Origin of the sequence: Pseudaquabacterium terrae (genome assembly GCF_013266755.1) — a bacterium.
GTDB classification, from domain to species: domain Bacteria; phylum Pseudomonadota; class Gammaproteobacteria; order Burkholderiales; family Burkholderiaceae_C; genus Pseudaquabacterium; species Pseudaquabacterium terrae.
Map to the genome: position 1 here is coordinate 64,036 of NZ_JABRWJ010000002.1, position 23,408 is coordinate 87,443.

The window sequence follows — 23,408 nt, forward strand, 5'->3', positions numbered from 1 at the left end:
ACCTGACACGGCCGGAGGTCTCATAAAGAAAGGCAAGCACCATGCGTCACGGACACGGACTCCGCAAACTCAACCGCACCAGCGAGCATCGCCAGGCGATGCTGCGCAACATGTGCGTCTCGCTGCTGCAGCACGAGGCGATCAAGACCACGGTTCCGAAAGCCAAGGAACTGCGTCGCGTCGTCGAGCCGCTGATCACGCTGGCGAAGACGCCGTCGCTGGCCAACCGCCGCCTGGCCTTCAACCGCCTGCGCGACCGCGACATCGTCACCAAGCTGTTCGCCGAGCTGGGCCCGCGCTACCAGACCCGTCCGGGCGGCTACACGCGGATCCTGAAGATGGGCTTCCGCGTCGGCGACAACGCGCCGATGGCCTTCGTCGAGCTGGTCGACCGCCCCGAGCCCGTCGCGCCGGAAGCCGTCGAGGCCAGCGCCGAGTAAGTTTTCAGCACCGCCAACGACCGATCAGGGCCAGCTTTCACGCTGGCCCTTTTTGTTCCAAGCCCCGCTCCGCGCACGAGACAACGTCGTGCGCGAAAATCCCGCGATGAGTTTCCGCGTCCACCGTCCGTTCCAGGCACTCGCCGCCCTGCTGTTGATCGGGTTGCTGCTGCTGACCGGCATGGCGCGCGCGGCCGACGACTTCCTCGAACCGGAAAAGGCGTTCCGCTTCACGGCACGCGCCTTGAGCGCCACCGAGGCCGAGCTCAGCTTCCAGGTCGCGCCGGGCTACTACCTCTACCGCGAGCGCTTTGCCTTCGCCGCTGACGGTGCGACGCTCGGTGAGCCGAACATTCCGGCCGGCAAGGTCAAGTACGACGAGAACTTCCAGAAGAACGTCGAGACCTTGCGCGGCGAGCTGCGCATCGTGCTGCCGCTGACAGCGGCCGGTCCGTACACGCTGCGCATCACCTCGCAAGGCTGCGCCGACGCCGGCCTGTGTTACCCGCCGATGATCAGCCAGGCGCGGCTCGACACGGCAGCGGTCACGGCAGCCACCTCGACGTCACCCGGCACCACGGCTGCCAGTTCGTGGGGCGACGGCTCGATGGTCGAGTCGGCGCTGCAGTCCGGGCACTTCTGGCGCATCGTCGGCGTCTTCCTGCTGGTCGGCGTGCTGCTGTCGCTGACGCCCTGCGTGCTGCCGATGCTGCCGATCCTGTCGTCGATCATCGTCGGCACGCAGCGCGCCCCGAGCCGAGGCCGGGGCCTGATGCTCGCCGCCAGTTATTCGCTCGGCATGGCGCTGGTCTACACCGCGCTCGGCGTCGCCGCCGGGCTGGCCGGCGAGGGCTTTGCCGCGGCGCTGCAGACGCCGTGGGCGATCGGCGCCTTCGCCGCGCTGCTGGCGGTTTTCTCGCTGGCGATGTTCGATGTCTACGAGCTGCGTTTGCCGGCCCGCTTCACGTCGCGGGTCTCGCACCAGTGCAACCGCCTGAAGGCCGGCCAGCTGGCCGGCGTCTTCATGATGGGCGGGCTGTCGGCGCTGATCGTCAGCCCGTGCGTCAGCGCGCCGCTGGCCGGGGCGCTGTTGTTCATCAGCCAGAGCCGCGATCTGGTCCTCGGCGGCGGGGCGCTGTTTGCGCTGGCGATGGGCATGAGCGTTCCGCTGCTGGTGCTCGGTGGTTCGTCGGGGCGCTGGATGCCGAAGTCGGGGCCGTGGATGTTCGGCGTCAAGCGCCTGTGCGGTGCGCTGATGCTGGCGGTGGCGATCTGGATCGCGCAGCCGGTGCTGCCGGCAGCGGCGGTGCTCGCGCTGTGGGGCGTGCTGCTGGTCGTCGTCGGCGTGCTGCTGGTGCGGCCCTTGGCTGCCGCGCCCGGCGGGGCTTCCCGGACCTGGCCTCGTCGCGGGCTCGGCGCCGCCGCGCTCGCGCTGGGTGCCCTGCAGCTGATCGCCGCGGCAACCGGCGGCCGCGATCCGCTGCAGCCGTGGGCGCACTGGACGGAAGCCGGCGCGCAGAGCCGAGAAGCCCTGCGCTTCGTCCGCGTGCGCAGCGTGGCCGAGCTGGATGCCGCGCTGGCCGGGGCCCAGCGCCCGGTGATGCTCGACTTCTATGCCGACTGGTGCGTCTCGTGCAAGGAGATGGAGCGCTTCACCTTCCGCAATGCCGAGGTCGCACGCCGCCTCGGGCCGGCGCTGCTGCTGAAGGCCGACGTCACCGGCAACACCGCCGAGGACCGCGCGCTGCTGCGCCGTTTCCGGCTGTTCGGCCCGCCCGGAACGCTGTTCTTCGACGCCGGCGGCCGCGAGATAGGTTCCGCGCGCGTGGTCGGGTTCCAGAGCGCCGGCCGTTTCCAGCGCTCGCTCGAACAAGCCGGACTTTGAACACGACACGGATTACCTAAGTCACCCCGGCCCCGACCGGGTGCTGCTTATCCTTGTCTTCGCTGACAGGAGTGAGCAGTGAACTTTGGTGTTCTCGCGGGTCTGCCCCGCAGCGTGTCGGTTGCTGCCGGCGCGCTCGCTTTGCTGATCGCGGCTGGCTGCTCGAGCCCGCCGAAGCCGCCGCCCCCGACGACCGTCGACGGCGCCATCCAGGCGTCGCCGCAATTGAACCTGAGCGTCAATCAGCGGCCGTCGCCCCTGCTGGTGCGCGTCTATGAGCTGAAGACAGCGTCCAGCTTCAACAGCGCCGACTTCATGGCGCTGTACCAGGGTGACCAGGCGGCGCTCGCCGCCGACATGGTCGCGCGCGAGGAGATCATGCTGCAGCCGGGCGAGAACCGGCCGTACAAGAAGACGCTGGGGGCCGAGACGAAATTCATCGGCGTCTTCGGTGCCTATCGCAACCTCGAGAAGTCGACCTGGCGCGTGGTCGTGCCGGTGCAGCCGAACAAGGCACAGAAGTTGTCGATCCGCGCCGGCGACCTCGCGCTGGCGGTCGAGGTCAAGCCGTGATCGCAGCCGTATGAGCTGGCGCAATCGGGTGGTCTGGTCGCAGGGCATGTTCCTGCAGCCGCATCATTTCCAGCAGGAATCGCGCTTCGTCGAACACCTGGTCGACAGCCGCACGCGTGCTTCGCATCCGTATGCCTGGGGCTTCTCGGAACTCGTGCTCGACGAGGCGCAGCTCGCGCTCGGCCGGCTCGGCCTGGTGCGCGGCAGCGGCATCCTGCCCGACGGCACGCCGTTCTCGTTCCCCGATGTCGATGCGATGCCGGTGCCGTGCGACGTCGCCGACGACATGAAGGGTGAGCTCGTCTGCCTCGCCGCACCGCTGGCGCGCGCCGGCGTCACCGAGGTCGACTTCGGCGATGGCCATGGCGACGACCTGTGCCGGCTGCGCGCGATCGACACCGAGCTGCGCGACCACACCAACGCCGGCGACGATCCCGAGCCGATCCAGACCGGCGCGCTGAACCTGCGGCTGCTGCGCGCGCGAGACGCCGGTGATGCCTACGCCGTGCTCGGCGTCGCGCGGGTGGTCGAGAAACGCAGCGATGGCCAGCTGGTGCTCGACCGCGGCTACTTCGCGCCGCAGACCCGTATCGAAGCCAGCGGCCAGCTGTCGGCGATGGCCGGCCTGCTGCACGGCCTGGTGCAGCAGCGCGCCCGCCTGCTCGCCAGCCGCATGGGCCAGCTCGGCAAGGGCGTCTCGGAAGTCGCCGACTTCCTGATGCTGCTGTCGCTGAACCGCGCCGAGCCGGTGTTCCGCCAGTACGCGGGCGCGCCGAGCGTGCACCCCTGGGACTTCTACCTCGGCTGCGTCGAGCTGGCCGGCGACTTGTCGACCTTCCAGCCGCCGCGCCGCCACCCGCCCGACTATCCGGTCTACAAGCACGACGACCTGCAGAGCGTGTTCGCGCCGGTGATCGAGCACCTGCGCGAGCTGTTGTCGGCCGAGCTGCAGCGCCATGCCGTGCAGATCGAGCTGACCGACCGCAGCCACGGCGTGCGCACCGCGGTGATCAGCGACGGCGAGCTGCTGCGCTCGGCCGGCTTCGTGCTGGCGGTCAATGCGCAGGTGCCGGCCGAGCAGCTGCGCCAGCGCTTCCCGGCGCAATCGAAGCTCGGTCCGGTCGAGCGCATCCGCGACCTGGTCAACCTGCAGTTGCCGGGCATCGTGCTGAACAGCCTGCCGGTCGCGCCGCGGCAACTGCCGTACCACGCCGGCTTCCACTACTTCGAGGTCGAACGCCAGGGCGAGATGTGGAAGCAGCTCGAACGCACCGGCAGCCTGGCGCTGCACGTGGCAGGCGACTTCCCCGGCCTCGAGCTCGAACTCTGGGCGATCCGTCAGGCCTGAGGGCCTGAGCGCGATTAGACGAAGGCCAGCCGTATGGACCCGTCCCCGATCAACGACCCGTTCGCCCAGCTCGACGGCCAGCGCACTTTCATCAAGCCGACACCCGGCGGCTGGACCGGCTCGCGGCCGGCCGAGAGCGCGACGGTCGTCGGCGATGCCGCGGCAGCTGAAAGCGCGCTCGCCGAGCACGGGCTGAATCCGCTGCTGGCGGTGGCCAACAAGCTGCTGCTGACGGTGCCGCAGCTGCGGCGCACGCGCCAGGTCGCTGACCCGGCGGCGCTGCGCAGCGCGCTGGCGCAGAGCGTGCGCGATTTCGAAGCCGCAGCCCACCAGCGCGGCATCCCGCCCGAGCGCGTGATGGCCGCACGCTACGTGCTGTGCACGATGCTCGACGAAGCCGCCGGCGACACGCCCTGGGGCGGCTCCGGCGTCTGGGGCCGCAACAGCCTGCTGGCGAGCTTCCACAACGAGGTCTTCGGCGGCGAGAAGGTCTTCCAGCTGATGGCCCGGCTGGCCGAGAAGCCCGACCAGAACCGTGACCTGCTGGAGCTGATCTACGCCGCCGTGGCCTTGGGTTTCGAGGGCCGCTACCGCGTGATCGACAACGGCCGCGCGCAGCTCGAGGCGGTGCGCGACAAGCTGGCGCAGATCATCCGCCAGCAGCGCGGGCCGTATGCGCCGGCGCTGGCCCAACACTGGCAAGGCCAGCCGATGCAGCGGCGCCGCGCGCTGAGCTGGCTGCCGCTGGCGGTCACTGCCGCATTGGCGCTGCTGCTGCTGGTGGGCATCTACACCGCGTTCGTCTTCGCGCTGAGCGGCCGCACCGACCCGGTCTACGGCCAGATCCAGAGCCTGCGCCTCGCCCCGCCGGTCGCGCCGGTGGCGCAGCCGGCGCCGGTGCCGCGGCTCGCGCAGTTCCTGCAGTCGGACATCAAGGCCAACCTGGTCGCCGTGCGCGACGAGGTCGACCGCAGCGTGATCACCGTGCGCGGCGACGGCCTGTTCGCCTCCGGCAGCGCGACGCTGGTGCCCGAACGCGAGGCACTGATGGGCCGCATCGCCGAAGCGCTGGCCAAGATCAGCGGCGCGGTGCTGGTCACCGGCCACACCGACAACCAGCCGCTGCGCACCGCGCGCTTCCCATCGAACTGGCACCTGTCGGAAGAACGTGCGCGCTCGGTGCGCGAGCTGCTGATCGCCCGCGGCGTGCAGGCCGAGCGCGTCAAGGCCGAGGGCCGCGCCGATGGCGAGCCGATCGCCGCCAACGACACGCCGGCCAACCGCGCGCTGAACCGCCGCGTCGAGGTGACGCTGCTGACGACCCGCACCGACAACTTCGCCGCCCGCGTGCCCGGGGCACCGGCCACGCCGGCGGCGCCGGCCAGCGGAGCCAAGAAATGAAGAAGGTGCTCGGCTGGATCTTCAACCGCTTCGTGCTCGGGGCGGTGCTGTTGCTCGCATTGAGTCTCGTGATCTGGTTCGTGGGTCCGATCATCGCGATCGGCGAGTCGCGGCCGCTGGACAGCGAACGCGCCCGCTGGATCACGATCGGCGTGCTGGTGCTGCTGTTCGTGCTGTGGGCGACGATCTCGATCATCCGCAAGCGCCGCGGCAACAACCAGGTCGTCGACCAGCTGCTCGCTGCGCCGCCGGCCGGCGCCGGTGGGCCCGCCAGCGCGCAGGAAAGCGCCGACATGAGCGCCGTGCGCCAGCGCTTCGAGCAGGCGCTGGGCACGCTGCGCAAGGCGCGCTTCGGCGGCGGCAAGGGCGGTGTGGCGGCGCGTTTCAGTGGCCGCTACCTTTACGAGTTACCGTGGTACATGATCATCGGCGCGCCGGGGTCGGGCAAGACGACCGCGCTGCGCAACTCCGGCCTGCAGTTCCCGCTCGCCGACGCGGTGGGTGACCACGCGGTGCGCGGCGTCGGCGGCACGCGCAACTGCGACTGGTGGTTCACCGACCAGGCGGTGCTGATCGACACCGCCGGCCGCTTCACGACGCAGGACAGCGACCAGGCCACCGACAGCGCGACCTGGACCGGCTTCCTCGGCATGTTGAAGCGCTCGCGCCCGCGCCAGCCGCTGAACGGCGTGCTGGTGACGGTGTCGGTCGCCGACCTGATCGCCAAGTCCGGTGCCGAGCGCGCGCGCCACGCGGCCACCGTGCGCCAGCGCGTGCAGGAGCTGCACGAGAAGCTCAACATCCGCTTCCCGATCTACCTGCTGGTGACCAAGTGCGACCTGCTGGCGGGTTTCATGGACACCTTCGGCTCGATCGACAAGGCGCAGCGCGCCGATCCCTGGGGTTTCACCTTCGCGCTCGACAAGTCGGGCCTGCCGAAGCAGCCGCCGACCAGCGAGCTGGGGCCGGAATTCGACCTGCTGCTGCAGCGCGTCAGCGACGGCCTGATCGATCGCCTGCAGGGTGAGACCGACCTGCAGCGGCGCGCCCGCATCTACGGCTTCCCGGGCCAGTTCGCGAACTTGCGCGCCGTGCTGCAGGAGTTCGTCGAATCGGTGTTCTCGCCGTCGCCCTATGAGGCACAGCCGCTGCTGCGCGGCGTGTACTTCGTCAGCGGCACGCAGGAAGGCACGCCGATCGACCGCATGCTCGGCTCGATCGCGCGCCAGTACCAGATCGAGCGTGCGGTGCTCGCGCCGCAGCAGGCCAGCGGCCGCAGCTACTTCCTGTCGCGCCTGCTGACCGACGTCGTGTTCGCCGAACAGGGCATCGCCGGCACGAACATCGGCTGGGAGCGCAAGCGCCAGGCGCTGGTGCTCGCCGCCTACGCCGGCATCGGGCTGCTGGCGGTGGGCACCATCGTCGCGTGGAGCATCAGCTACGGCAACAACAAGCGCTATGTCGAGCAGGTCGCCGCGCGCGTCGAATCGGTGCGGCGCCAGGTGCAGGAGACGCCGAACCGTGCGTCGTCGAACCTGAACCCGATCATCAATGCGCTCGAGGCCACGCGCGGCCTGGCGACCGCCGGCGGGGGTGTCGCCGAAGGCGATGTGCCGTGGTCCTGGGGGTTCGGCCTGTACCAGGGCAACCGGCTCGACAGCGCCGCGCGCTCGGTCTACGACCGCATGCTGATCGACGCGATGCTGCCGCGCCTGGCGATCCGCGTCGAAGAGCAGCTGCGCACCGGCGCGTCGCAGCAGGAGTCGCAGTACGAGGCGTTGAAGACCTACCTGATGATGTACGACCCGGACCACTTCGACACCAAGGCCCTGAAGGCCCACGTCGAGTCGGACTGGGATGCGCGCCTCGGCCGCGAGCTGTCGACCGAGCAGCGCGAGCAGCTGACGCGTCACCTCGACGCGCTGCTGGCACAGGGTGCCGCGGTGTCGCCGCTGCCGCAGGACAAGGGGCTGATCGACTCGACGCGGCTGCAGCTGGCCTCCGTCTCGTTGCCGCAGCGCGTCTACAACCGCCTGCGCACGCAGGGGCTGGGGGCCGAGTTTCCCGAGTTCACCGTCGTCAAGGCCGGTGGCGGCAATGCCCCGCTCGTCTTCACCCGCGTGAGTGGCCAGCCGCTGACCAAGGGCGTGCCCGGTCTCTTCAGCTACAACGGCTACCACAAGGGCTTCCAGTCGGTGGTCGGCGACGTCGCCAAGCAGCTCGACGACGAGCAGGAATGGGTGCTGGCGATCAAGACGCCGGTTGCGAAGTCCGCCGGCGCGCTGCTGTCGGACAAGCTGGTCGACGACGTGCGCCGCATCTACCTCAACGAGTACGCGTCCACGTGGGAAGGCTTCATCGCCGACGTGCGCCTGGTGCCGGTGACCAGCATCTCGCAATCGGTGCAGACCACGCGCCTGCTGGCCGCGCCCGACAGCCCGCTGCCGCCGCTGCTGAAGGCGATGTCGCGCGAGACCACGCTGCTGGCCGGCTTCGGTTCGCTCGACTCGGCGGCCGACAGCGCGCGCGCCAGCGTCACCGGCAAGATCCTGAGCAAGATCGGCGTGCGGCCGACGACCACCGGCGCGCCCGAGGCGCGCATCGAGAGCATCGTCGACGATCGCTTCATCGGCATGCGACGGCTGGTCACCGCGCCCGAGGGCGGCAAGGCGCCGCTCGACGGCGTCATCGCGCGGCTCGGCGAGCTGCAGGTGCTGCTGACGGCGGTGGAGTCGGCATTGAAAGGTGGCGCCGCGCCGCCGGCCTCGCCGCTGCCGAACCAGCTGAAGGCCGAGGCCGCCAATTCGCCTGAGCCGGTGCGTTCGATGCTCGACAACCTCGGCTCGGCGAGCTCGAAGGTCGCGCTGATCCAGCTGCGCGAATCGCTGGCCCGTGACGTGCGCTCGCAGATCGGCGAGTTCTGCCAGCAGGCGGTGTCCGGCCGCTATCCCTTCGACGCCAGCTCGACGCGTGACGTCACGCAGGCCGACTTCGCGACGCTGTTCGGCCCCGGCGGCAAGTTCGACCAGTTGCTGCAGCAGAAGCTGCAGGCCTACGTCGACACCAGCACGCGGCCGTGGAGCTTCCGCCCGGTCGACGGCACGCCGCTGGGCACCGACCACGGCCAGCTGCCGCAGTTCCAGCGCGCGGCGGCGATCAAGGAAACCTTCTTCGGCCCCGGCGGCCAGGCGGCGACCTTGCGGCTGGAGTTCAAGCCCGTCGAGATGGACCCGGCGCTGACGCAGTTCGTGCTCGACGTGGACGGTCAGATCGTGCGTTATGCGCACGGGCCGCAGATCCCGACCGTCGTGCAATGGCCGGGGCCGCGCGGCTCGGGCCAGGTGCGGGTGATGGGCACGCCTTCGGGCGGCATGGTCAACGACGGTCCGTGGGCGCTGCTGCGCCTGTTCGACCGGGTGGCGATCCAGCCCGGCGCGGCGCCCGAGAAGTTCCGCGCCACCTTCGACCTCGACGGCCGCAAGGCGGTGTTCGACGTCACCACCGGCAGCGTTCGCAATCCGTTCCGCATGCCCGACCTGCGGCAATTCGGCTGCCCCAACGGCCTGTGATCATGCCTGCCTTGGAGCCGGCCCGATGAACGGCAGCCCGCACGAGCCGCCCGGCTGGTGGGGCAAACTGTCGTCGCTGGGCGACTTCGCATCGCGCCGCGTCACGCCGGAGTGGGTGCGCGCCTGCGACGACTGGCTGGCACGCTCGATCGCCATCAGCCAGCAGGTGCTCGGCGCGCGCTGGCTGGAGGTCTACCTCGGCGCGCCGGTCTGGCGCTTCGCCTGGGCGCCCGGCGTCATCGATCGCGACTGGTGGTTCGGCGTGCTGATGCCCAGCTGCGACAACGTCGGCCGCTACTACCCGCTGGTCGTCGTGCAGCGGCGCGAGCGGCCGCCGATCGACCGCATCGGGTTCGACCACCTCGAGCTGTGGTGGATGCATGTCGCGCGCGCGGCGATGCAGACGCTGGGCGAGCCGTCGACGCTGGAGAGCTTCGAGGCCGCGCTCGCGCAGGCGCCGCCGTGGCCGAGCAACGGTCCGGTGATGGTGCCGCAGCAGCGCGGCGTCGTCGCCGGGCGTGAACGCTTCGCCATCGCCCCGGGCTGCTCGCTCGGCCAGTTGCTGCACGGCCTGTCGGTCAGCGAATTGCACGGCCGCAATGCCGGCCACAGCTTCTGGTGGCCGATCGGCGACGGCGCGCGCGAGGGCAGCTTCAGCCTCGGCAAGGGATTGCCGGACGCGAGCAGCTTCGCCGAGTTGCTCGCCGGCAGCTGGTAGCCGCGAGTCCTACCGCCTGAAGCGCGGGACCGTGTCGTCCGGCCGATAACGCGTGACATCGGTGGGGTCCCCCACCCACACCGCGACGGCGCTGTAGTTGTCCTGCTTCGGATTGGCCAACGCGACGATGCGCCGCTCCATCAGCTCGAGCCACTCCTGCGGCGTGCGCGAATGGCCGAGCGAATCGGCCAGCTGCAGCGCGTCGATCGGGTCCCACCAGCCGTCGGTGCACAGCAGGAAGGCGTCGCCGTCCTGCAGCTCGACCGGCCGCACGACGGTGTGCGGCTGCACGTCGCCGTCGATGCCCAGCGCGGAGAGCAGCTGGTTCTTCTGCGGATGCGTGCTGGCCTGCGCGGCGGTGATCAGGCCGGCCTGCACCATGCGCTGCACGACGCTGTCGTCGGCAGTCACGAGGTCGGTGACGCCGCGCCGGATGCGGTACAGCCGCGAGTCGCCGACGTGCGTCCACAGCGCATGGCCGGCCTGGCCGTCGATCCACAGCGCGACGACCGTGCAGTGCATGCGTGCGTTGAGGTCGGTCGAGTCCTGGTGGCTCTGCACCACGGCATGCGCGGCGCGTACGACCTGCGTCAGCCCGGCCGGCGAGAAGCCGAGCGCGCCGTCCGTCAGCGCCGACTCGACGCTGGCCACCGCGCGCTGCGCCGCCTCGGCACCGCGGCGGTGTCCGCCGGCGCCGTCGGCGACCACCGCGAACCAGCCGTTGCTGGTGGCGCCGTAGCGCAGGTCGTCCTCGTTGCCCTGGCGCGCGCCTCGATCGGTGCGGCTGGCGATGCGGATGGCAAGCACGGCCTGAGCCCTAGCCGCCGCCGTTGTTGCGCTTCAGCCGTTCGAGCTGTTGCTCGTAGGCCGCCAGGAATGCTTTGCCAAAAAGGTTGTGGAAGTCCTCCTGCGCCTCGTCGCGGATCGTTTCGAAGTGCTGCAGGTACAGCTCCCACAGCTTGGCTTTGCGGTTCATCGGCAGCACGCTGTCGAGCAGCGAGCTGCCGACGAGCTTGGATTCGAGCTGCTGCGGCGCGAAGCGGCCGAGCATGCCGTCCAGCGCTGCGCGCATGCCGGCCACCGTGCCGATCGAGTGGCCGACCAGGTCGTTCATCGCGTCGGTCATCGCCGCGGGTCCGGCCAGGAAGCCGCGCATCGTCGGCCTCAGCAACTGCTCGATGCCGGTGGCGGCGTCGGGCGAGAACTTCAGCGGGTTGTTGCCGCGCGCCTGGATCACGGTGACCGCCGCGCGCAGCTCGTGCTTGGTGGTGGCGCGCACGGCGATCAGCTGCAGCGTGCCTTCGATGGCCGCGCGCAGCACGCCGCCGACCTCGCGCATCAGCGCCGGCGTCAGCCCCGGCAACAGCTCGGGCGGGATCGCGGCGCCTTCGCAGAACGCGCGCCACAACGCGTCGGTGTCGGCCGAACCCGGCGCCATCGCCGCTGGCGGCAGCGCGGCCGCGGGCGGCTGCGGCGTCGGTGCATGGGCTGCGGGCGCCGGGGGGGCGAACGGCGGCGCGGCCATCGGTGGCGCCATCGGCGGCGCGGGGGGCCGCACCTCGCCGAAGTCGAAGTCGACCGCCGCCGCGGCGACCGGCGGTGACGCCGCAACCGGCGGCGCCTCCGGCTCGATGCGTGCGGCCGGCGTGGTGATCGGTGGTGGCGGCGGGCTGATCTGCCAATCGAAACGCGTCGGCAGCACCGGGTTCGCAACCTCGGGCGCCGGGGGCACCGCGCGCGGCGCGGGTGCCCGCGCCGGCGGCGGCACGACCTGCGGCGGTACGAAGCCGGCCATCAGGTCGGGCGTGTGGTTGGCCGCCGACGGCGCGGCGGCCGGCGCCGGCCGATCGCTGCCTCCGAACAGCGCCAGGGGATCGACCGACAGTCCACCCGGTCCGGCCGGGACCGGCGCGCCGGCTCCGGCCCCACCGGCCGGCAGACCGGCCATGAAGTTGGCCAGCGGATCGTGGCTGCCGCCCGACGCGGCGGCCGGGCGCAGGCCGAAGACATCGTCGAGCGACGACGGCGGGGCGCTCGGAATCAGATCGTCGAAGGCGCCACCGCTGCCGCTGCGCGCCGCCGGGGCGGGGGCGAACGGGTCCGGCCGCACCGCGTGCGGTGCGGCGAAGGGGTCGAAGTCATCGGGCAGCTTGCCGCCCGGTGCCGGCGCCGGCATCGCGGCGCCGAGCGCCTGCGAGCTGCGCGGGATGCCCGCCGGTGCCGGCATCAAGTCGGCGAAGGTGTCGCCAGACACCTTGGTGCCCGGCGCCGGCCGCGCGAATGCCGGCGGCGCTGCGACCGGTGCGGCGGCCGGTGGACCACCGATCAGGTCGGCGAAGGGATTGCTGCTCGACAGCGGCGTGGCGATGTCCGACAGGCCGGCGGGTGCTGCGCCGGGGCGCGGCGTGCTGACCGGCGGCGGCGTCGACGGCTCGCGTGGCCAGGCATTGCTGCGCAGCGCGGTCGGCTCGGCCGCGGCGATCGCCGCGCGGCCGCGGGTGATGTCGGCGCCGTCTTCCGCATCGACGACCACCTGCAACAGGTAGCCGCCGATGCGCACCTGGTCGTTGTGCGCGAGCAGCGTGCTGTCGCCCTGGACCAGCGTGCGGTTGCCGATGATGATCGGGTTCGCGGCGCCGACGTTCTTGATCAGGTACTGCGAGCCGGTGCCGATGATCTCGGCCTGCAGGCGCGAGATGTGGCGCTCCGGATCGGGCAGCGCCATCGTGTTGTGGTCGGCGCGGCCGATGGTGCCGCCGCTGGCATCGAAGCAGGCCGTGATCGGCTGGGTCAGCGGCTGCTCGTTGAGCGACACCGCGAGCAGGGTGAGGGTCATGGCCGGTGTGGGATGGGTGCCCGGCAGCGGGGTCCGCCTTCTTCGGGGCAGGCCATCGTCGGCGGTGGCATCGGCGAGAGCAATGACCGAAAGTCATCCCCGCCGTGGTGGACTTCACTCCCCCTTGCATGAGCGTGTTGCGCCGACGTGTTTCGAGCTGTTGCGCACGGTCGTTCGGCTTGTTGCCGGCTGCTTCGCTGGCCGATAATTCATTTCAATGGGTTGCGCGCCATAGCGGCGCGGCGCGCCGCCCCTCGTTGTGGGGCTGGCCGGCCGGCTCGCCTGGGACCTCGGACCGTTCAGGTGAGCAACAAAAGATGACTTCCCGCTGTGATCTCCGTCGGCTGACGGCCTTGCTGGTGGGCGTCGGCCTGGTGGCGGGCTGCGCCCAGCCGCCGGGCAGCGGCGCCGCTCCCCCCGCTCCACGACCCGCGGCGCCGGCGCCCGGCGGTGGCCCGGCCCCCGCGCCGGGCACTGCGCCGTCCGACACCGGTGCCCCCTCATCGGCCGCCGCGCCGCTGTCGCCGCAAGCCATCCAGAAGGCCGTCACCAGTTCCATCGAACTGCTCGAAGCCGGCCATGAAGACCAGGCCGCCGCCGAGCTGCAGCGCGTGCTGCAGAGCGACCCGGGCCACAAGCTCGCGCAAAGCCTGATGCGCCAGATCAAGGACGATCCGGTAGCGATGCTCGGACGCGAGTCCTTCAGCTACCGTGTGCAGCCCGGCGAATCGCTGTCGCGCATCGCGCAGCGCTTCCTCAACGACGTGCACCAGTTCTACATCCTGGCGCGCTACAACGACATCAAGGTGCCGCGGCAGCTGGCCGGTGGCCAGGTCATCCGCGTGCCGGGCAAGGCGCCGCCTCCGGCCGCGCCGGTGCCGCCGGCGCCCGCGCCCGTGGCCACGGCGCCGCCGCGTGTGCCGCCAGCGCCCACGCCCGCTGCGTCGGCGCCCACGGCGCCGGATCCTGCGGCCGAAGCCGACAAGGCGGCGCGTGCTCGCACCGAGGCGATCACCCGCCACACGCGCGCGGCGCGCTCGGCGTTCGCGAAGCAGGACCTCAACGGCGCGATCCGCGCCTGGGACAGCGTGCTCGAGCTCGACCCGAACAACCGCACCGCGCAGCTCGAACGCCAGAAGGCGATCGACCTGAAGGAAAAGCTCACGAAGGTGAAGTGAAGGGCAGCGGCTTGCGCAGCGGCACGGCCGGCGCGGGCAGCGTGCCGCCCTCGCGCAGCAGCTGCAGGCGCTGACGCACGGTCGGCTGCGCCGCATCGAGCTGCAGGCTGCGTTCGAGCGCGGCGATGGCGCCCGGGCGGTCGGTGGTCGCGATGCGCTCGGCCTTCTGCACCAGCAGCTCCGCCAGCAGCTTGCGCGCCGCCGGCGTGTCGCTGCGCTGACCGGCGGCGGGCGCCTGCAGCAGCGCGATCGCGTCGTCGAGCTCACCTTGCCCGGCCAGCATCGAGGCATGCTCGACGGCATTGCGGTCGGCGTCGGCGCGTGCGGCCGACGCGGGCACGGGCTTGGACGTCGGCGGTCGCGCCGCGGCATCGGCCGCCGTGCGGCGCGCCGAGGCTTCCCGGGCGAAGCGCGCTCCGGGCGGCTGGCGCTTGTTGCGATCGCGCTCGAGCTGGCGCAATGCGTCGGCGGCGCCTTCGTGCTGCGGGTCGATCACCAGCACGCTCAGGTACAGCTGGGTCGCGCCGTCCGAATCACCGCGCCTGGCTGCGGCATCGGCCTTGGGCAGGCGTTCGGCCAGCGTGCTCTGCACCAGCGCGCGCATGGCAGCCAGGCGCTCGCGGTAGTCGCGCTGCTCCGGGCGCAGCGCGACCAGCGCTTCCCAGGCCAGCACCGCCTCGCCGAGCCGGCCCTGGCGTGCCGCGACATCGGCTTTCGCGCGCTGGCGGCGCTCGAAGGCCTCGACGCCGCCGGTGGTCGCCGGCGCCGGCGCTGCAGTGGGTGCCGGTGCGCCGGCCGCCGCGGGCGGCGCCGGTGGCGCGCTGCCGCAGGCGGCGAGCAGCACGGCCAGCAGCGCGGTGACGGTGCACCAGATCCTCATGGCGCGGACACGCTGCGGCTGATCTGCAGCTTGGACTTGAAGCCATCGAGGTCGAGATCGCCGAAGATCATCGTGCGCTTCAGCAGCGTCGGCTGGCTGAAGAAGGCATTGCCGCCGGGCTGCACGGTGACGCCGAGCTGGTAGCGCTGGCGGCTCATCGCGTCGAGCACCACGTCGTTGGCATCGCCGAACGGATAGGCGAACTGCTGCACCTTGACCTTGGCTGCGGCGAGCCGCTTTTCCAGCAGCTCGCGTGGCGCGCGCAGCTCGGTCTCGATCGCCTGCCGGTAGCGCTCGTCGCTCTCGCCGGCGCTGCGGTCGGTCAGGTTGCGGTGGGTCTTCGAATGGGCCTGGATGTCGATCACGCCCGAGGCCGCCATCTCTTGCAGCTGCGCCCAGCTCAGGCCGTCGGCAGCGCCGATGAAGTCGGTGTAGACGAACAGCGTCGCCGTGAAGCCGTGTTTCTTCAGCAGCGGCCAGGCGTGGCGGTAGACCGACTCATAGCCGTCGTCGATCGTGATGACGACCGAACGGCGCGGCAGCGGCTCGCGCCCGGCGAGGAAGCCCGCCACCTGCGACAGCTTCAGCACCTGGTAGTCGTTGCGCGCCAGCCAGTCGAGCTGGGCCGCGAAATTCGCCGGCGAGACGACCATCTTCGCGCCGCCGGCGCCGAAGCGGTGATAACACAGGATCGGCACGGTCTGCAGCTCGCCGTTGCGCACGCCGGTCGGGTTCAGCGGCTGCAGCGGCACGATCAGCGGCTGGCCGGCCTCGGCGCGCGGCACACCGTTGGCCTCGGCGATCGTCCAGTGCTTGTCGGCGTCACCGAGGAAACGCGCGGCGATCGCCGGCAGCTGGTCACCGTCGTGCGGCAGGTAGATCAGCAGCCGCTCGCCGCGGCCGATCACTTCGCCGGCCGCTTGCGGGAACGGCGGCGTCGCCGCGCGGCCCTGCGCGCGCGCGGCTGGTGCCGCCGGCGGCTCGGCCGCGGCGGGCGGCGCCGGCGCGCGGCCGGCGCAGGCGGCCAGCAGCGCGAGGCTCACGAAACTGCCGCACGCGGCGGCGCCGACACGGACGGCCATCGGACCGCCGCTCAGGAGGAGGAAGCGTCGCGGCCGCTCGACGCGGCCGCGCCGCGGCCGATCGAGGTCGGTGGCAACGGCGTGTCGATGCCCGCGGCGTTGCGGTCCTGCAGCGCCTGGGCCATCTGGTCGAAGGCGACGTAGAGCTCGCCGAACTCGTCCTTGCGCTGCTCGTTGATGCGGTGGTCGAAGCGGCCCTTGCCGATCTCGGCCATCGAATCGGCGACCAGCCGGATCGGCTTGGCGAACCAGTTGGCGACGAAGTACATCGCGATCGCGACCGCCGCCACCGTGACCACCGCCAGCACGACCATCAGCGAGATCGACAGCCGCGCCACCTGCGTCAGCGGTTCCTCGGGAATGCCGAGCGCGACGCGGCCGACTTCCTTGTCCTGGAAGGTGATCGGCGCATCGAAGCCGAGCACCGGACTGCCGCCCACCTGGTAGCGCGATGCGGCGATCGAGCCGCGGACCTTGCCCATCGCCTCGGCGGTCTCGGCCTTGTACGGCTGGCCGACCAGCGCGGGCAGGCTGGAGACGCGCACGATGCCGCCCAGGTCGATCACCGTGACGCGCTCGAAATTGCGCGTCTTCATGATCTCCTGCACCGCGACGTCGACCGCCTCCCAGTCGTCGCCGAGCACCGATGCGGCGTTCTGCTGCGCGATCATCCGCGCCAGCGAGGCGCCGTAGTCGCTGACCTGGCCCATCATCGCGGTGTACTGCCGCTGCGTGATCAGCGCCGCGGTGAAGCCCATCACCACGGCGACGATCGCCGCCATCATGGCCGCCCACTTCAGGCGCAAGGGAACGATGCGCGGACGGTTCTTCTCGCGCGCGATCTCGTCGAGCTCGGCCAGCACCTTGGCCAACGCGTCGGACAGCTCGCGGCCGGTCTGGAAGCGGTTGCCCGGCTGCTTCGCGAGGCAGCGGTCGACGACGCGGCGCAGCGACGCCGGCACCTCGGGCCGCAGCTTGTTGATCGGCGGATGCTCCTCGTTGGCGATGCGCGTGGCCACCGCGACCAGGCTGTCGCCGCGGAACGGCCGCTTGCCGGTCAGCATCTGGTACATCACGATGCCGGTCGAGAACAGGTCGGAGCGGCCGTCGAGCTTCTCGCCGTTGGTCTGCTCGGGCGACATGTACTGCGGCGTGCCGAGCACGTCGCCGACGCGCGTGTGCTGGCCGTCGCCGATCTCGTCCATGTGGGCGATGCCGAAGTCGGTGACCTTGATCGTCTGGCTGGCCTTGACCCGCATGATGTTGCCGGGCTTGATGTCGCGGTGCACGATGCCGCGGCCATGCGCGTAGTCGAGCGCGCGCGCCAGCTGCATGCCCATCACGACGACGTCGCGGATCGGCATCACCTTGTGCTTCTCGATCTCGTCGGCCAGCGACACGCCTTCGATCAGCTCCATCGCCATGTACGGCCGGCCTTCGATCTCGCCGACGTCGTGCACGACGACGATGTTCGGATGCGACAGGCCGCCCGCGGCGCGCGCCTCGCGCAGGAAGCGCGAGCGGTATTCATCGTCGGCGCACAGCGAGGCGTGCAGGAACTTGATCGCGACGTCGCGGTTGATCGTCGGGTCATGGGCCTTGAACACGGTGGCCATGCCGCCGCGGCCCAGGCGCTCGCGGATCAGGTAGCGGCCGATCTCCTGCACCGTGCCCTCGGACCGTCCGGCACTTCCGGGCAGCGTCAGCGCGCGCCGGCCGTCATCGGTCACCGTCACGGGCGGTCGCTGGTCGGAGCGCAGCACCATCGTCGGCTCATAGCCGACCGCCGCCAGCGTGGGCGGCGCGATCGTCACGACGCGCGTCGCTTCGGCGTCCTCGTCGTCGATGGGGGGCGTCAGCGGCTCGGTGCCCTGCGGGGGCATGGCCGGGGAATCTTTGGAGCTCATGGGCACGCTAGGACTCGGGCCGATCCGGGATGGACCAAGCCGGCGCAGTATGCGCCCGCTTATTGTCGGCTGGCGAGTGAACTACTGAATGCCGGCTTGCAATGCGCGCTGAACGTCGCGAACAAATGCTTCTCGAACCTGGGTCTGGCTGCGGCCGCTCAAGCGGCCGGCGAACTCGATGAAGGCACCCGGGCGCAGGTTGCCGTCGACGCCGACGATCACGCAGGGGGCATTGCTGCCGCTCCTGCAATCGGCCAGCGCACGCTCCTCGGCCCACGAGCCGACGCGCTCATTGCTGCCGAAGCCGAAGCTGATGACGCCGCCGCGCTCGCCGACGGCCATCGCACTCTTCCAGCGCAGCTGCTTGAAGGCCCGGTTCAGCTGGGCCAGGCGCTCGACGTCGGCCGGGTCGCGGGCCTGCAGCAGCAGCTCGAAGGCGTTGCCGAGGTTCAGCCGGGACTCGTTGGCGCGCAGTTGCGCGATCGCGTCGGCCCATTCGTTGGCCGGGCGCGCGGCCGGTTCGGGCCGCGCCGGCGCGGTGGGCGCCGGGGCCGGTCGGGTCGGCTCGGGCGCCGCGACCACCTGCGGCGGATCCTTTGCCCGCTGATCGGCCAGCGCCCGGTCGAGCGTGCGCAGGAAGCGGCCGCGCACCGTCGGCACGTTCTGCGGGCCGAGCAGGCGCGCCACCTCGAGCAGGCTGTCGCGGCGCAGCTCGCCGTTGAGCACCACCGTTGCGCAGCCGCCGGCGGGGCCGGCGAGCTCGCGGCAGCGCTTCAATGCGGCATCCTGCGCCGCCGCGGGCGTCGGGCGGGCGACCTGCCAGTTGAAGCGCAGGTGGCCGTCGGCGACGCCGAGTGCGAACGCGCTGTTCGGCGCGCGCGACTTCAGCATCGTGTCGAGGTCGTTGCCGATGCGCCGTTCGTCGTTGCTGTTGGCGTCGAGCAGCAGCGCCAGCGCGGCCGACGGTGCCAGCGTCGTGCGCACCGCTTCGAGTCGGGCGATGCGGCTGCGCCAGTCGGCCGAGAAGTCGGCGGCGGGCGCGGACGGTGCCGCGCTGATCGGCGCGGGCGCGCTGGCCAGCGACGGGTCTGCCGCCGGCGGTGCAGGCGTTGCCGCGACCGCCGGCGGGGCGGGCGCGAGCACTGGCGGCGGTGCAGGCGCCGGCTCGACAGGCGCCGGTGCGGGTGCAGGCAGCGGTGCAGGCGCCGGCGGGACGGTGGCCACCGGCGGCGTGACGGTCGGCGCGCTGGCGCCGCCCGAAACCGTGCCACCCTCGGGCGTGCGGCCGGAGCGCGCCCACCAGATCCCGGCGAACAGCAGCACGGCGATCAGCGCGCCGGCGCCGGCGATCAGGGGCGTCTTCGAGCGCGACCGAGCGGCTGCTGCCGCGCTGCTGGCCGCGCCCGCGGCACCCGGCGGCCGCCAGCTGGGCGCGCCGGGCTTGTCCGGCGGCGGCGCGGGCACCGCTGCCGGCGCTCGCGCGGGCGGCGGCGCGGCGCTGGCCGGTGGCGAGCCGCCCGCCGTGCCGGCGCGCGGTGGTGCGATCTGGGTGCGGCCGAAGGCCGACGCCGCGGCGGCCGCTGCGGCGGCGGCGGCCGTGCCGGCAGCCGCCGAGGTGCCGGCATGCGTCGCGTCGGCCGTGCCGATGGTGGCCATTGGTGGCAGCAGACCACTGCCGCCGCCGGCGGGCGGCACCGTGGTTTCGCCGATCAGCAGGTCGATGCTGTTGTCGCTCGCCGTGGCGGCCTGCCGCGTGGCCGGCGCGACGGGTGCCATGCCGGCGCTGCCGAGGCCCGCCGTGCCGAGTGTTCCGTGGGTGCCGGCCGTGCCCATCGTGCCGCCGGCCGAGCCGGACTTCGAGGTCGGCAGCACGACCGTCGCCTCGTCGCCCTTGACCGCCGCGGCGGCGCGGATCGCGTCGGCCAGCGCCGAGGCGGTCTGGTAGCGGTCGGCCGGCTTCTTGGCCATGGCCTTGCGCAACACCGTGTCCCAGGCCGGGCTCAGCGTCGCGTTGAGCTGGGTCGCCGGCGCCGGGTCGTCGTGCAGCACGCGCTGCATCACCGAGGTCACCGAGCCGGTGAAGGGCTTCTCGCCGGTCAGGAACTGGTAGAGCACGACGCCGCAGGAGAACAGGTCCGAGCGGCCGTCGACCGGCAGCCCGAGGATCTGTTCCGGCGCCATGTACATCGGCGTGCCGATCATCGTGCCGGCCTGCGTCAATTGCGAGTTATCCAGCCGGGCGACGCCGAAGTCGGCGACCTTGATGCTGCCGTTGCGCAGCAGGATCACGTTGCTCGGCTTGATGTCGCGGTGCGTGACGCCGCGCTCGTGCGCATGCTGCAGCGCGGACAGCACCTCGCCCATGATGCGGGCGACGTCGGTGGGCAGGAAACGGTGCTTGCTGTCGAAGTAGTGCTTCAGCTCCTTGCCGTCGATCAGCTCCATCGCGATGAAGGCCACGCTGGTGCCGCCGACGCTGGCGTCCTCGCCGTAGTCGTAGATCGCGACGATGCCCGGATGGTTGAGCCGGCCGACGGCCTGCGCCTCGCGCTTGAGCCGCGCCATCAGCTCGTGCGATTGCGGCCCGAGCTGATCGGGCCGGATCACCTTGATCGCGACGGCGCGCTCGATCAGCGGGTCGAAGCCTTCATAGACCACGCCCATCGAGCCCTTGCCGAGCTCGCGGCGGATCTCGTATTTGCCCAGGCGGGTTGGAATCGGCATCGTGCTGGTGCTGCGTTGGCGCCGGACAAGGCGCCTCGTCCCCGATCATGGCCGAGGCGGTGCGGTCGTGGCAATCGACGCCAGGCGCCGAACCGCACGCTGGGGACGCATTTCGCCGCTCGACATGACTTTCGGCTGTGGGGGGCGGCCGCCGCTAGCGGACGTTCCTCTTCACCAGCCGCACGAAGGCCTCGCGCACCTGGGCGGGCGTCCGCTGCGCGCCGAGGCGGCCGGCGAGCTCAGCCAGGGCCTCGCTGCGCAGATCGGCATTGCTCATCACGACCACGCAGCGCACCGTCGACCAGGCGCTGCAGCGCGCCTGCGCCGCCTGCTCGGCCCAGTCGGCGCGGCGTTCGCCTTGCGCGAAGTTGTAGCCGAGGAAACCTTCCTTGTTGATGCCCATCGCCAGCGCGCTGTTCCAGGGCAGGCGCCGCACCTCGGCCTGCAGCCGCTCGAGCTGCGTGCGCTCGTCGGCGTCTTCGGCGTTCAGCAGCGTCTGCAGCGCCTGCGCCAGCGGGGTCGATGCGGGCAGCGCGCGCAGCCTGGCGATGGGGCGCTCCCAGCTGCCGCGCGCGGGCGCCGAAGCGGAAGCCGAAGCGGAAGCCGAAGCGGAAGCCGGGCTGCTCGCGGTCTTCGGTGCGGTTGCGGCGACGGCGCTCGCTGCCGCGGCGGCGCTGTCTTCCTTGCGCATCGCCTGCGTGCTTGCGGCCAGGAAAGGCAGCAGCATGCTGCGCACCTCGGCGACCGGCCGCCGGAATTCGGCGGCCGTGGCCGCCAGGGCTTCGCGGCGCAGCTCGGCATTGACCAGCGCCGGCCGGCAGGTCACGCCGAAGCGGTTGAAGCAGCGTTTGCGCGCGCCATCGATCGCTGCCTCGGCGCTGGCAGCCTGCGACAGCCACGAATAGACCGCGTGGCCGTCCTTGGCGCCGATCACCAGCGCGATGTGCGTCGGGCGCCGCAGCAGTGCGGCCTCGAACTCCGCAATCACCATGCGTTCCTCGGCGTTCAGCGGGCCGAGCAGCAGCGCCAGTGCGGCGCGCAGCGTGGTGGTGCTGCGCGATTGCTCGAGCAGCGCTGCGCGGCGGACCCACTCGGCGGCGGGTGCCGCCGGCGCGGGCGTCGCTGCCACGGGGGGCGGTGCCGGCGGCGGCGGGCTCGTTGCCGGCGGCGGTGCCGGTGTCGGGGCGGGCTTGGGGGCGGGGGGGGGGGCCGGCGAGGGTGCGGGTGTGGGGGCTCTTGCAGGAGTTGGTCGCGATGCGGCGGCTTGCGGTGGCGGCGCGGCGCGGGCGATCGATGCCGCAGCAGGCGCCGGTGCCGGTGCCGCCGACGCGACCACGACCGGCGCCGGTGCCGGTGCCGGCGCGGGCGCGGGCGTGGGCGTGGGCGTGGGCGTGGGCGCGGGGGGCACGGGCACTTGCATCGCCAGCGTCGACGCCGCCGCTGCCGCCGGTGCCACCGCTGACGCGGCCAAGGCGGGCGGCGCCGGGCGCTCGCCCGGCCGCGATCCGACGTAGAGGCCGGCCCCCACCACGCCGAGCAGTGCGACGCCAGCGCCGGCGGCGAGCAGGGGCGTGCGGCTGCGCCGCGCGGCCCGCGCCGTCGCGGCCGCGGCCGGTCCTTGCACCACCGTCGCGTCGTCGCGCTGCTGCGCCAGCGCCGCGCGCAGCGCTTCGGCCATGGCCCGCGCGTTTGCAAAGCGCGCTTCAGGTTTCTTGGCCAGCGCACGCGCGAGCACCGCATCCCAGGCCGGGCTCAGCGCCGGGTTGGCCTGCGAGGGTGGCGACGGCTGCTCGTTGAGCACCTTCTGGATCACCGTTGTCACGCTGCCGCTGAAGGGCTTGTGGCCGGTCAGCATCTCGTACAGCAGCACGCCGCAGGAGAACAGGTCCGAGCGCCCGTCGACCGGCAGCCCGAGCAGCTGCTCGGGCGACATGTACATCGGCGTGCCGATGATCGTGCCGGTCTGCGTCAGCTCGGAGGTGTCGATGCGCGCAACACCGAAGTCGGCCAGCTTGACGCTGCCGTCGTGCATCAGGATCACGTTGCTCGGCTTGATGTCGCGGTGCGTGACACCGCGCTCGTGCGCATGCTGCAGCGCGCCCAGCATCTCGCCGAGGATGCGCACGCTGTCCTCGGGGCTGAAGCGCTGGCCGCCGTCGAACAGCTCGCGCAATTCGCGGCCGTCGATCAGCTCCATCGCGATGAAGGCCACCGCCCCGCCGCCGATCGTCGCGTCTTCGCCGAAGTCGTAGATCGAGACGATGCCGGCGTGGCTCAAGCGCCCGGCGGCCTGCGCCTCGCGCTTCAGCCGGGTGATCAGCTCGCCGGCCTGCGCGGCGTTGAGCTCGTCCTGGCGGATCACCTTGATCGCCACGCGGCGGTCGATCACCGGGTCGTAGGCCTCGTAGACGACGCCCATCGCGCCCTTGCCGAGCTCGCGGCGGATCTGATATTTGCCCAGGCGGGTCGGAGCCGGCATCGCGGCGCTCGGCGGTTGTGGTGGTGGGGTCAGTGGCAGGTGCTGCGCCGGGTGGCGAACCAGGGCCGCGCGGTGGCCCCGGTGGCCGGCAGCGGTGAGGTCAGGGTGATCGGAAAGGGCATGACCAGCGGGTGCCCCGGGGGCATTCCGACGATTGCAATGGTCCGCATGGTCGGCGGGCGGCTGGCGGCGGGCCAGCGCCGAAAGTCACCCCTGGCCGACGCCGCTATGCAGGAAGGCCGACATCAGGATGAATATGGCACCGACTGTCATCCAGGTGATGCCGGGCGGTCGGAGCCGCAGGTCGCGCAGGCAGCGCACTGCGCCGAGCACGAACAGGCCGCTGCCCAGCAACGTGAAGAGCCATGCCGTGTCGATCGTGGGCAAG

16 protein-coding genes are annotated in these 23,408 nt (G+C 71.8%); 8 read left to right on the forward strand and 8 right to left on the reverse strand.

Annotated elements, in window-relative coordinates; translation table 11 throughout:
• The first annotated feature begins 41 nt into the window (after nt 1-41).
• The 7 genes from rplQ (at nt 42) to tagF (ending at nt 9,934) form a co-directional block, all read left to right on the forward strand.
• On the forward strand, nt 42-440 hold the full coding sequence (gene rplQ, locus HLB44_RS05480) for a 50S ribosomal protein L17 (protein ID WP_173121496.1): 399 nt from the start codon (nt 42-44) through the stop codon (nt 438-440).
• A gap of 106 nt (nt 441-546) precedes the next feature.
• The gene (gene dsbD, locus HLB44_RS05485; RefSeq protein WP_173121498.1) at nt 547-2,325 is read left to right on the forward strand and encodes a protein-disulfide reductase DsbD; all 1,779 of its coding nucleotides are present in this window, start codon (nt 547-549) and stop codon (nt 2,323-2,325) included.
• Between the two features lie 78 nt (nt 2,326-2,403).
• Entirely contained in the window at nt 2,404-2,898 is a 495-nt protein-coding gene (gene tssJ, locus HLB44_RS05490) for a type VI secretion system lipoprotein TssJ (RefSeq protein WP_173121500.1), read from the forward strand.
• Nucleotides 2,899-2,908: 10 nt separating this feature from the next.
• The gene (gene tssK / locus HLB44_RS05495) at nt 2,909-4,246 is read left to right on the forward strand and encodes a type VI secretion system baseplate subunit TssK (protein ID WP_173121502.1); all 1,338 of its coding nucleotides are present in this window, start codon (nt 2,909-2,911) and stop codon (nt 4,244-4,246) included.
• Nucleotides 4,247-4,279: 33 nt separating this feature from the next.
• The gene (locus tag HLB44_RS05500) at nt 4,280-5,647 is read left to right on the forward strand and encodes a DotU family type VI secretion system protein (protein ID WP_173121504.1); all 1,368 of its coding nucleotides are present in this window, start codon (nt 4,280-4,282) and stop codon (nt 5,645-5,647) included.
• Complete coding sequence (gene tssM / locus HLB44_RS05505) at nt 5,644-9,216, forward strand: type VI secretion system membrane subunit TssM (RefSeq protein ID WP_173121506.1); 3,573 nt, start codon at nt 5,644-5,646, stop codon at nt 9,214-9,216. The genes HLB44_RS05500 and tssM overlap by 4 nt, the downstream gene beginning before the upstream one ends.
• Nucleotides 9,217-9,241: 25 nt before the next feature.
• Nucleotides 9,242-9,934 carry a type VI secretion system-associated protein TagF gene (tagF, locus tag HLB44_RS05510; protein ID WP_173121508.1) on the forward strand — a complete coding sequence of 231 codons (693 nt, stop codon included), beginning with the start codon at nt 9,242-9,244 and terminating at the stop codon, nt 9,932-9,934.
• 9 nt (nt 9,935-9,943) lie between these two features.
• On the opposite strand, the gene HLB44_RS05515 is transcribed toward tagF, so the two are convergent.
• Complete coding sequence (locus HLB44_RS05515; protein ID WP_173121510.1) at nt 9,944-10,741, reverse strand: protein phosphatase 2C domain-containing protein; 798 nt, start codon at nt 10,739-10,741, stop codon at nt 9,944-9,946.
• Between the two features lie 10 nt (nt 10,742-10,751).
• Entirely contained in the window at nt 10,752-12,770 is a 2,019-nt protein-coding gene (gene tagH / locus HLB44_RS05520; protein ID WP_173121512.1) for a type VI secretion system-associated FHA domain protein TagH, read from the reverse strand.
• Nucleotides 12,771-13,087: 317 nt separating this feature from the next.
• Here tagH and HLB44_RS05525 point away from each other — a divergent pair, with 317 nt between their 5' ends.
• Nucleotides 13,088-13,948 (forward strand): LysM peptidoglycan-binding domain-containing protein, encoded by an 861-nt coding sequence (locus HLB44_RS05525; protein ID WP_173121514.1) that lies wholly within the window; start codon nt 13,088-13,090, stop codon nt 13,946-13,948.
• Here the strand turns inward: HLB44_RS05525 and HLB44_RS05530 are convergent.
• The 6 genes from HLB44_RS05530 to HLB44_RS05555 form a co-directional block, all read right to left on the reverse strand.
• Nucleotides 13,932-14,828, reverse strand: coding sequence for a tetratricopeptide repeat protein (locus HLB44_RS05530; protein WP_173121516.1), 897 nt, complete (start codon nt 14,826-14,828; stop codon nt 13,932-13,934). The genes HLB44_RS05525 and HLB44_RS05530 overlap by 17 nt on opposite strands.
• Nucleotides 14,825-15,910, reverse strand: a complete 1,086-nt coding sequence (locus tag HLB44_RS05535) for a polysaccharide deacetylase family protein (RefSeq protein ID WP_173121518.1) — start codon at nt 15,908-15,910, stop codon at nt 14,825-14,827. The genes HLB44_RS05530 and HLB44_RS05535 overlap by 4 nt, the downstream gene beginning before the upstream one ends.
• Nucleotides 15,911-15,921: 11 nt before the next feature.
• Nucleotides 15,922-17,793: a protein kinase domain-containing protein gene (locus HLB44_RS05540; protein WP_173121520.1), complete on the reverse strand. Its 1,872-nt coding sequence runs from the start codon at nt 17,791-17,793 to the stop codon at nt 15,922-15,924.
• A gap of 105 nt (nt 17,794-17,898) precedes the next feature.
• Nucleotides 17,899-20,541, reverse strand: coding sequence for a serine/threonine-protein kinase (locus HLB44_RS36720; protein ID WP_217283549.1), 2,643 nt, complete (start codon nt 20,539-20,541; stop codon nt 17,899-17,901).
• 154 nt (nt 20,542-20,695) lie between these two features.
• Entirely contained in the window at nt 20,696-23,020 is a 2,325-nt protein-coding gene (locus tag HLB44_RS05550; RefSeq protein ID WP_173121522.1) for a serine/threonine-protein kinase, read from the reverse strand.
• A 207-nt stretch (nt 23,021-23,227) separates the two neighbouring features.
• Nucleotides 23,228-23,407, reverse strand: a complete 180-nt coding sequence (locus HLB44_RS05555; protein ID WP_173121524.1) for a hypothetical protein — start codon at nt 23,405-23,407, stop codon at nt 23,228-23,230.
• Nucleotide 23,408: the final 1 nt, after the last annotated feature.

Excerpts from the sequence above, each read along its gene's own strand:
- rplQ (WP_173121496.1), top strand. The coding sequence starts at position 42 with ATGCGTCACGGACACGGACTCCGCAAACTCAACCGCACCAGCGAGCAT.
- dsbD (WP_173121498.1), top strand. The coding sequence starts at position 547 with ATGAGTTTCCGCGTCCACCGTCCGTTCCAGGCACTCGCCGCCCTGCTG.
- tssK (WP_173121502.1), top strand. The coding sequence starts at position 2,909 with ATGAGCTGGCGCAATCGGGTGGTCTGGTCGCAGGGCATGTTCCTGCAG.
- HLB44_RS05500 (WP_173121504.1), top strand. The coding sequence starts at position 4,280 with ATGGACCCGTCCCCGATCAACGACCCGTTCGCCCAGCTCGACGGCCAG.
- tssM (WP_173121506.1), top strand. The coding sequence starts at position 5,644 with ATGAAGAAGGTGCTCGGCTGGATCTTCAACCGCTTCGTGCTCGGGGCG.
- tagF (WP_173121508.1), top strand. The coding sequence starts at position 9,242 with ATGAACGGCAGCCCGCACGAGCCGCCCGGCTGGTGGGGCAAACTGTCG.
- tagH (WP_173121512.1), bottom strand. The coding sequence starts at position 12,770 with ATGACCCTCACCCTGCTCGCGGTGTCGCTCAACGAGCAGCCGCTGACC.
- HLB44_RS05525 (WP_173121514.1), top strand. The coding sequence starts at position 13,088 with ATGACTTCCCGCTGTGATCTCCGTCGGCTGACGGCCTTGCTGGTGGGC.
- HLB44_RS05530 (WP_173121516.1), bottom strand. The coding sequence starts at position 14,828 with ATGAGGATCTGGTGCACCGTCACCGCGCTGCTGGCCGTGCTGCTCGCC.
- HLB44_RS05535 (WP_173121518.1), bottom strand. The coding sequence starts at position 15,910 with ATGGCCGTCCGTGTCGGCGCCGCCGCGTGCGGCAGTTTCGTGAGCCTC.
- HLB44_RS05540 (WP_173121520.1), bottom strand. The coding sequence starts at position 17,793 with ATGCCCCCGCAGGGCACCGAGCCGCTGACGCCCCCCATCGACGACGAG.
- HLB44_RS36720 (WP_217283549.1), bottom strand. The coding sequence starts at position 20,541 with ATGCCGATTCCAACCCGCCTGGGCAAATACGAGATCCGCCGCGAGCTC.
- HLB44_RS05550 (WP_173121522.1), bottom strand. The coding sequence starts at position 23,020 with ATGCCGGCTCCGACCCGCCTGGGCAAATATCAGATCCGCCGCGAGCTC.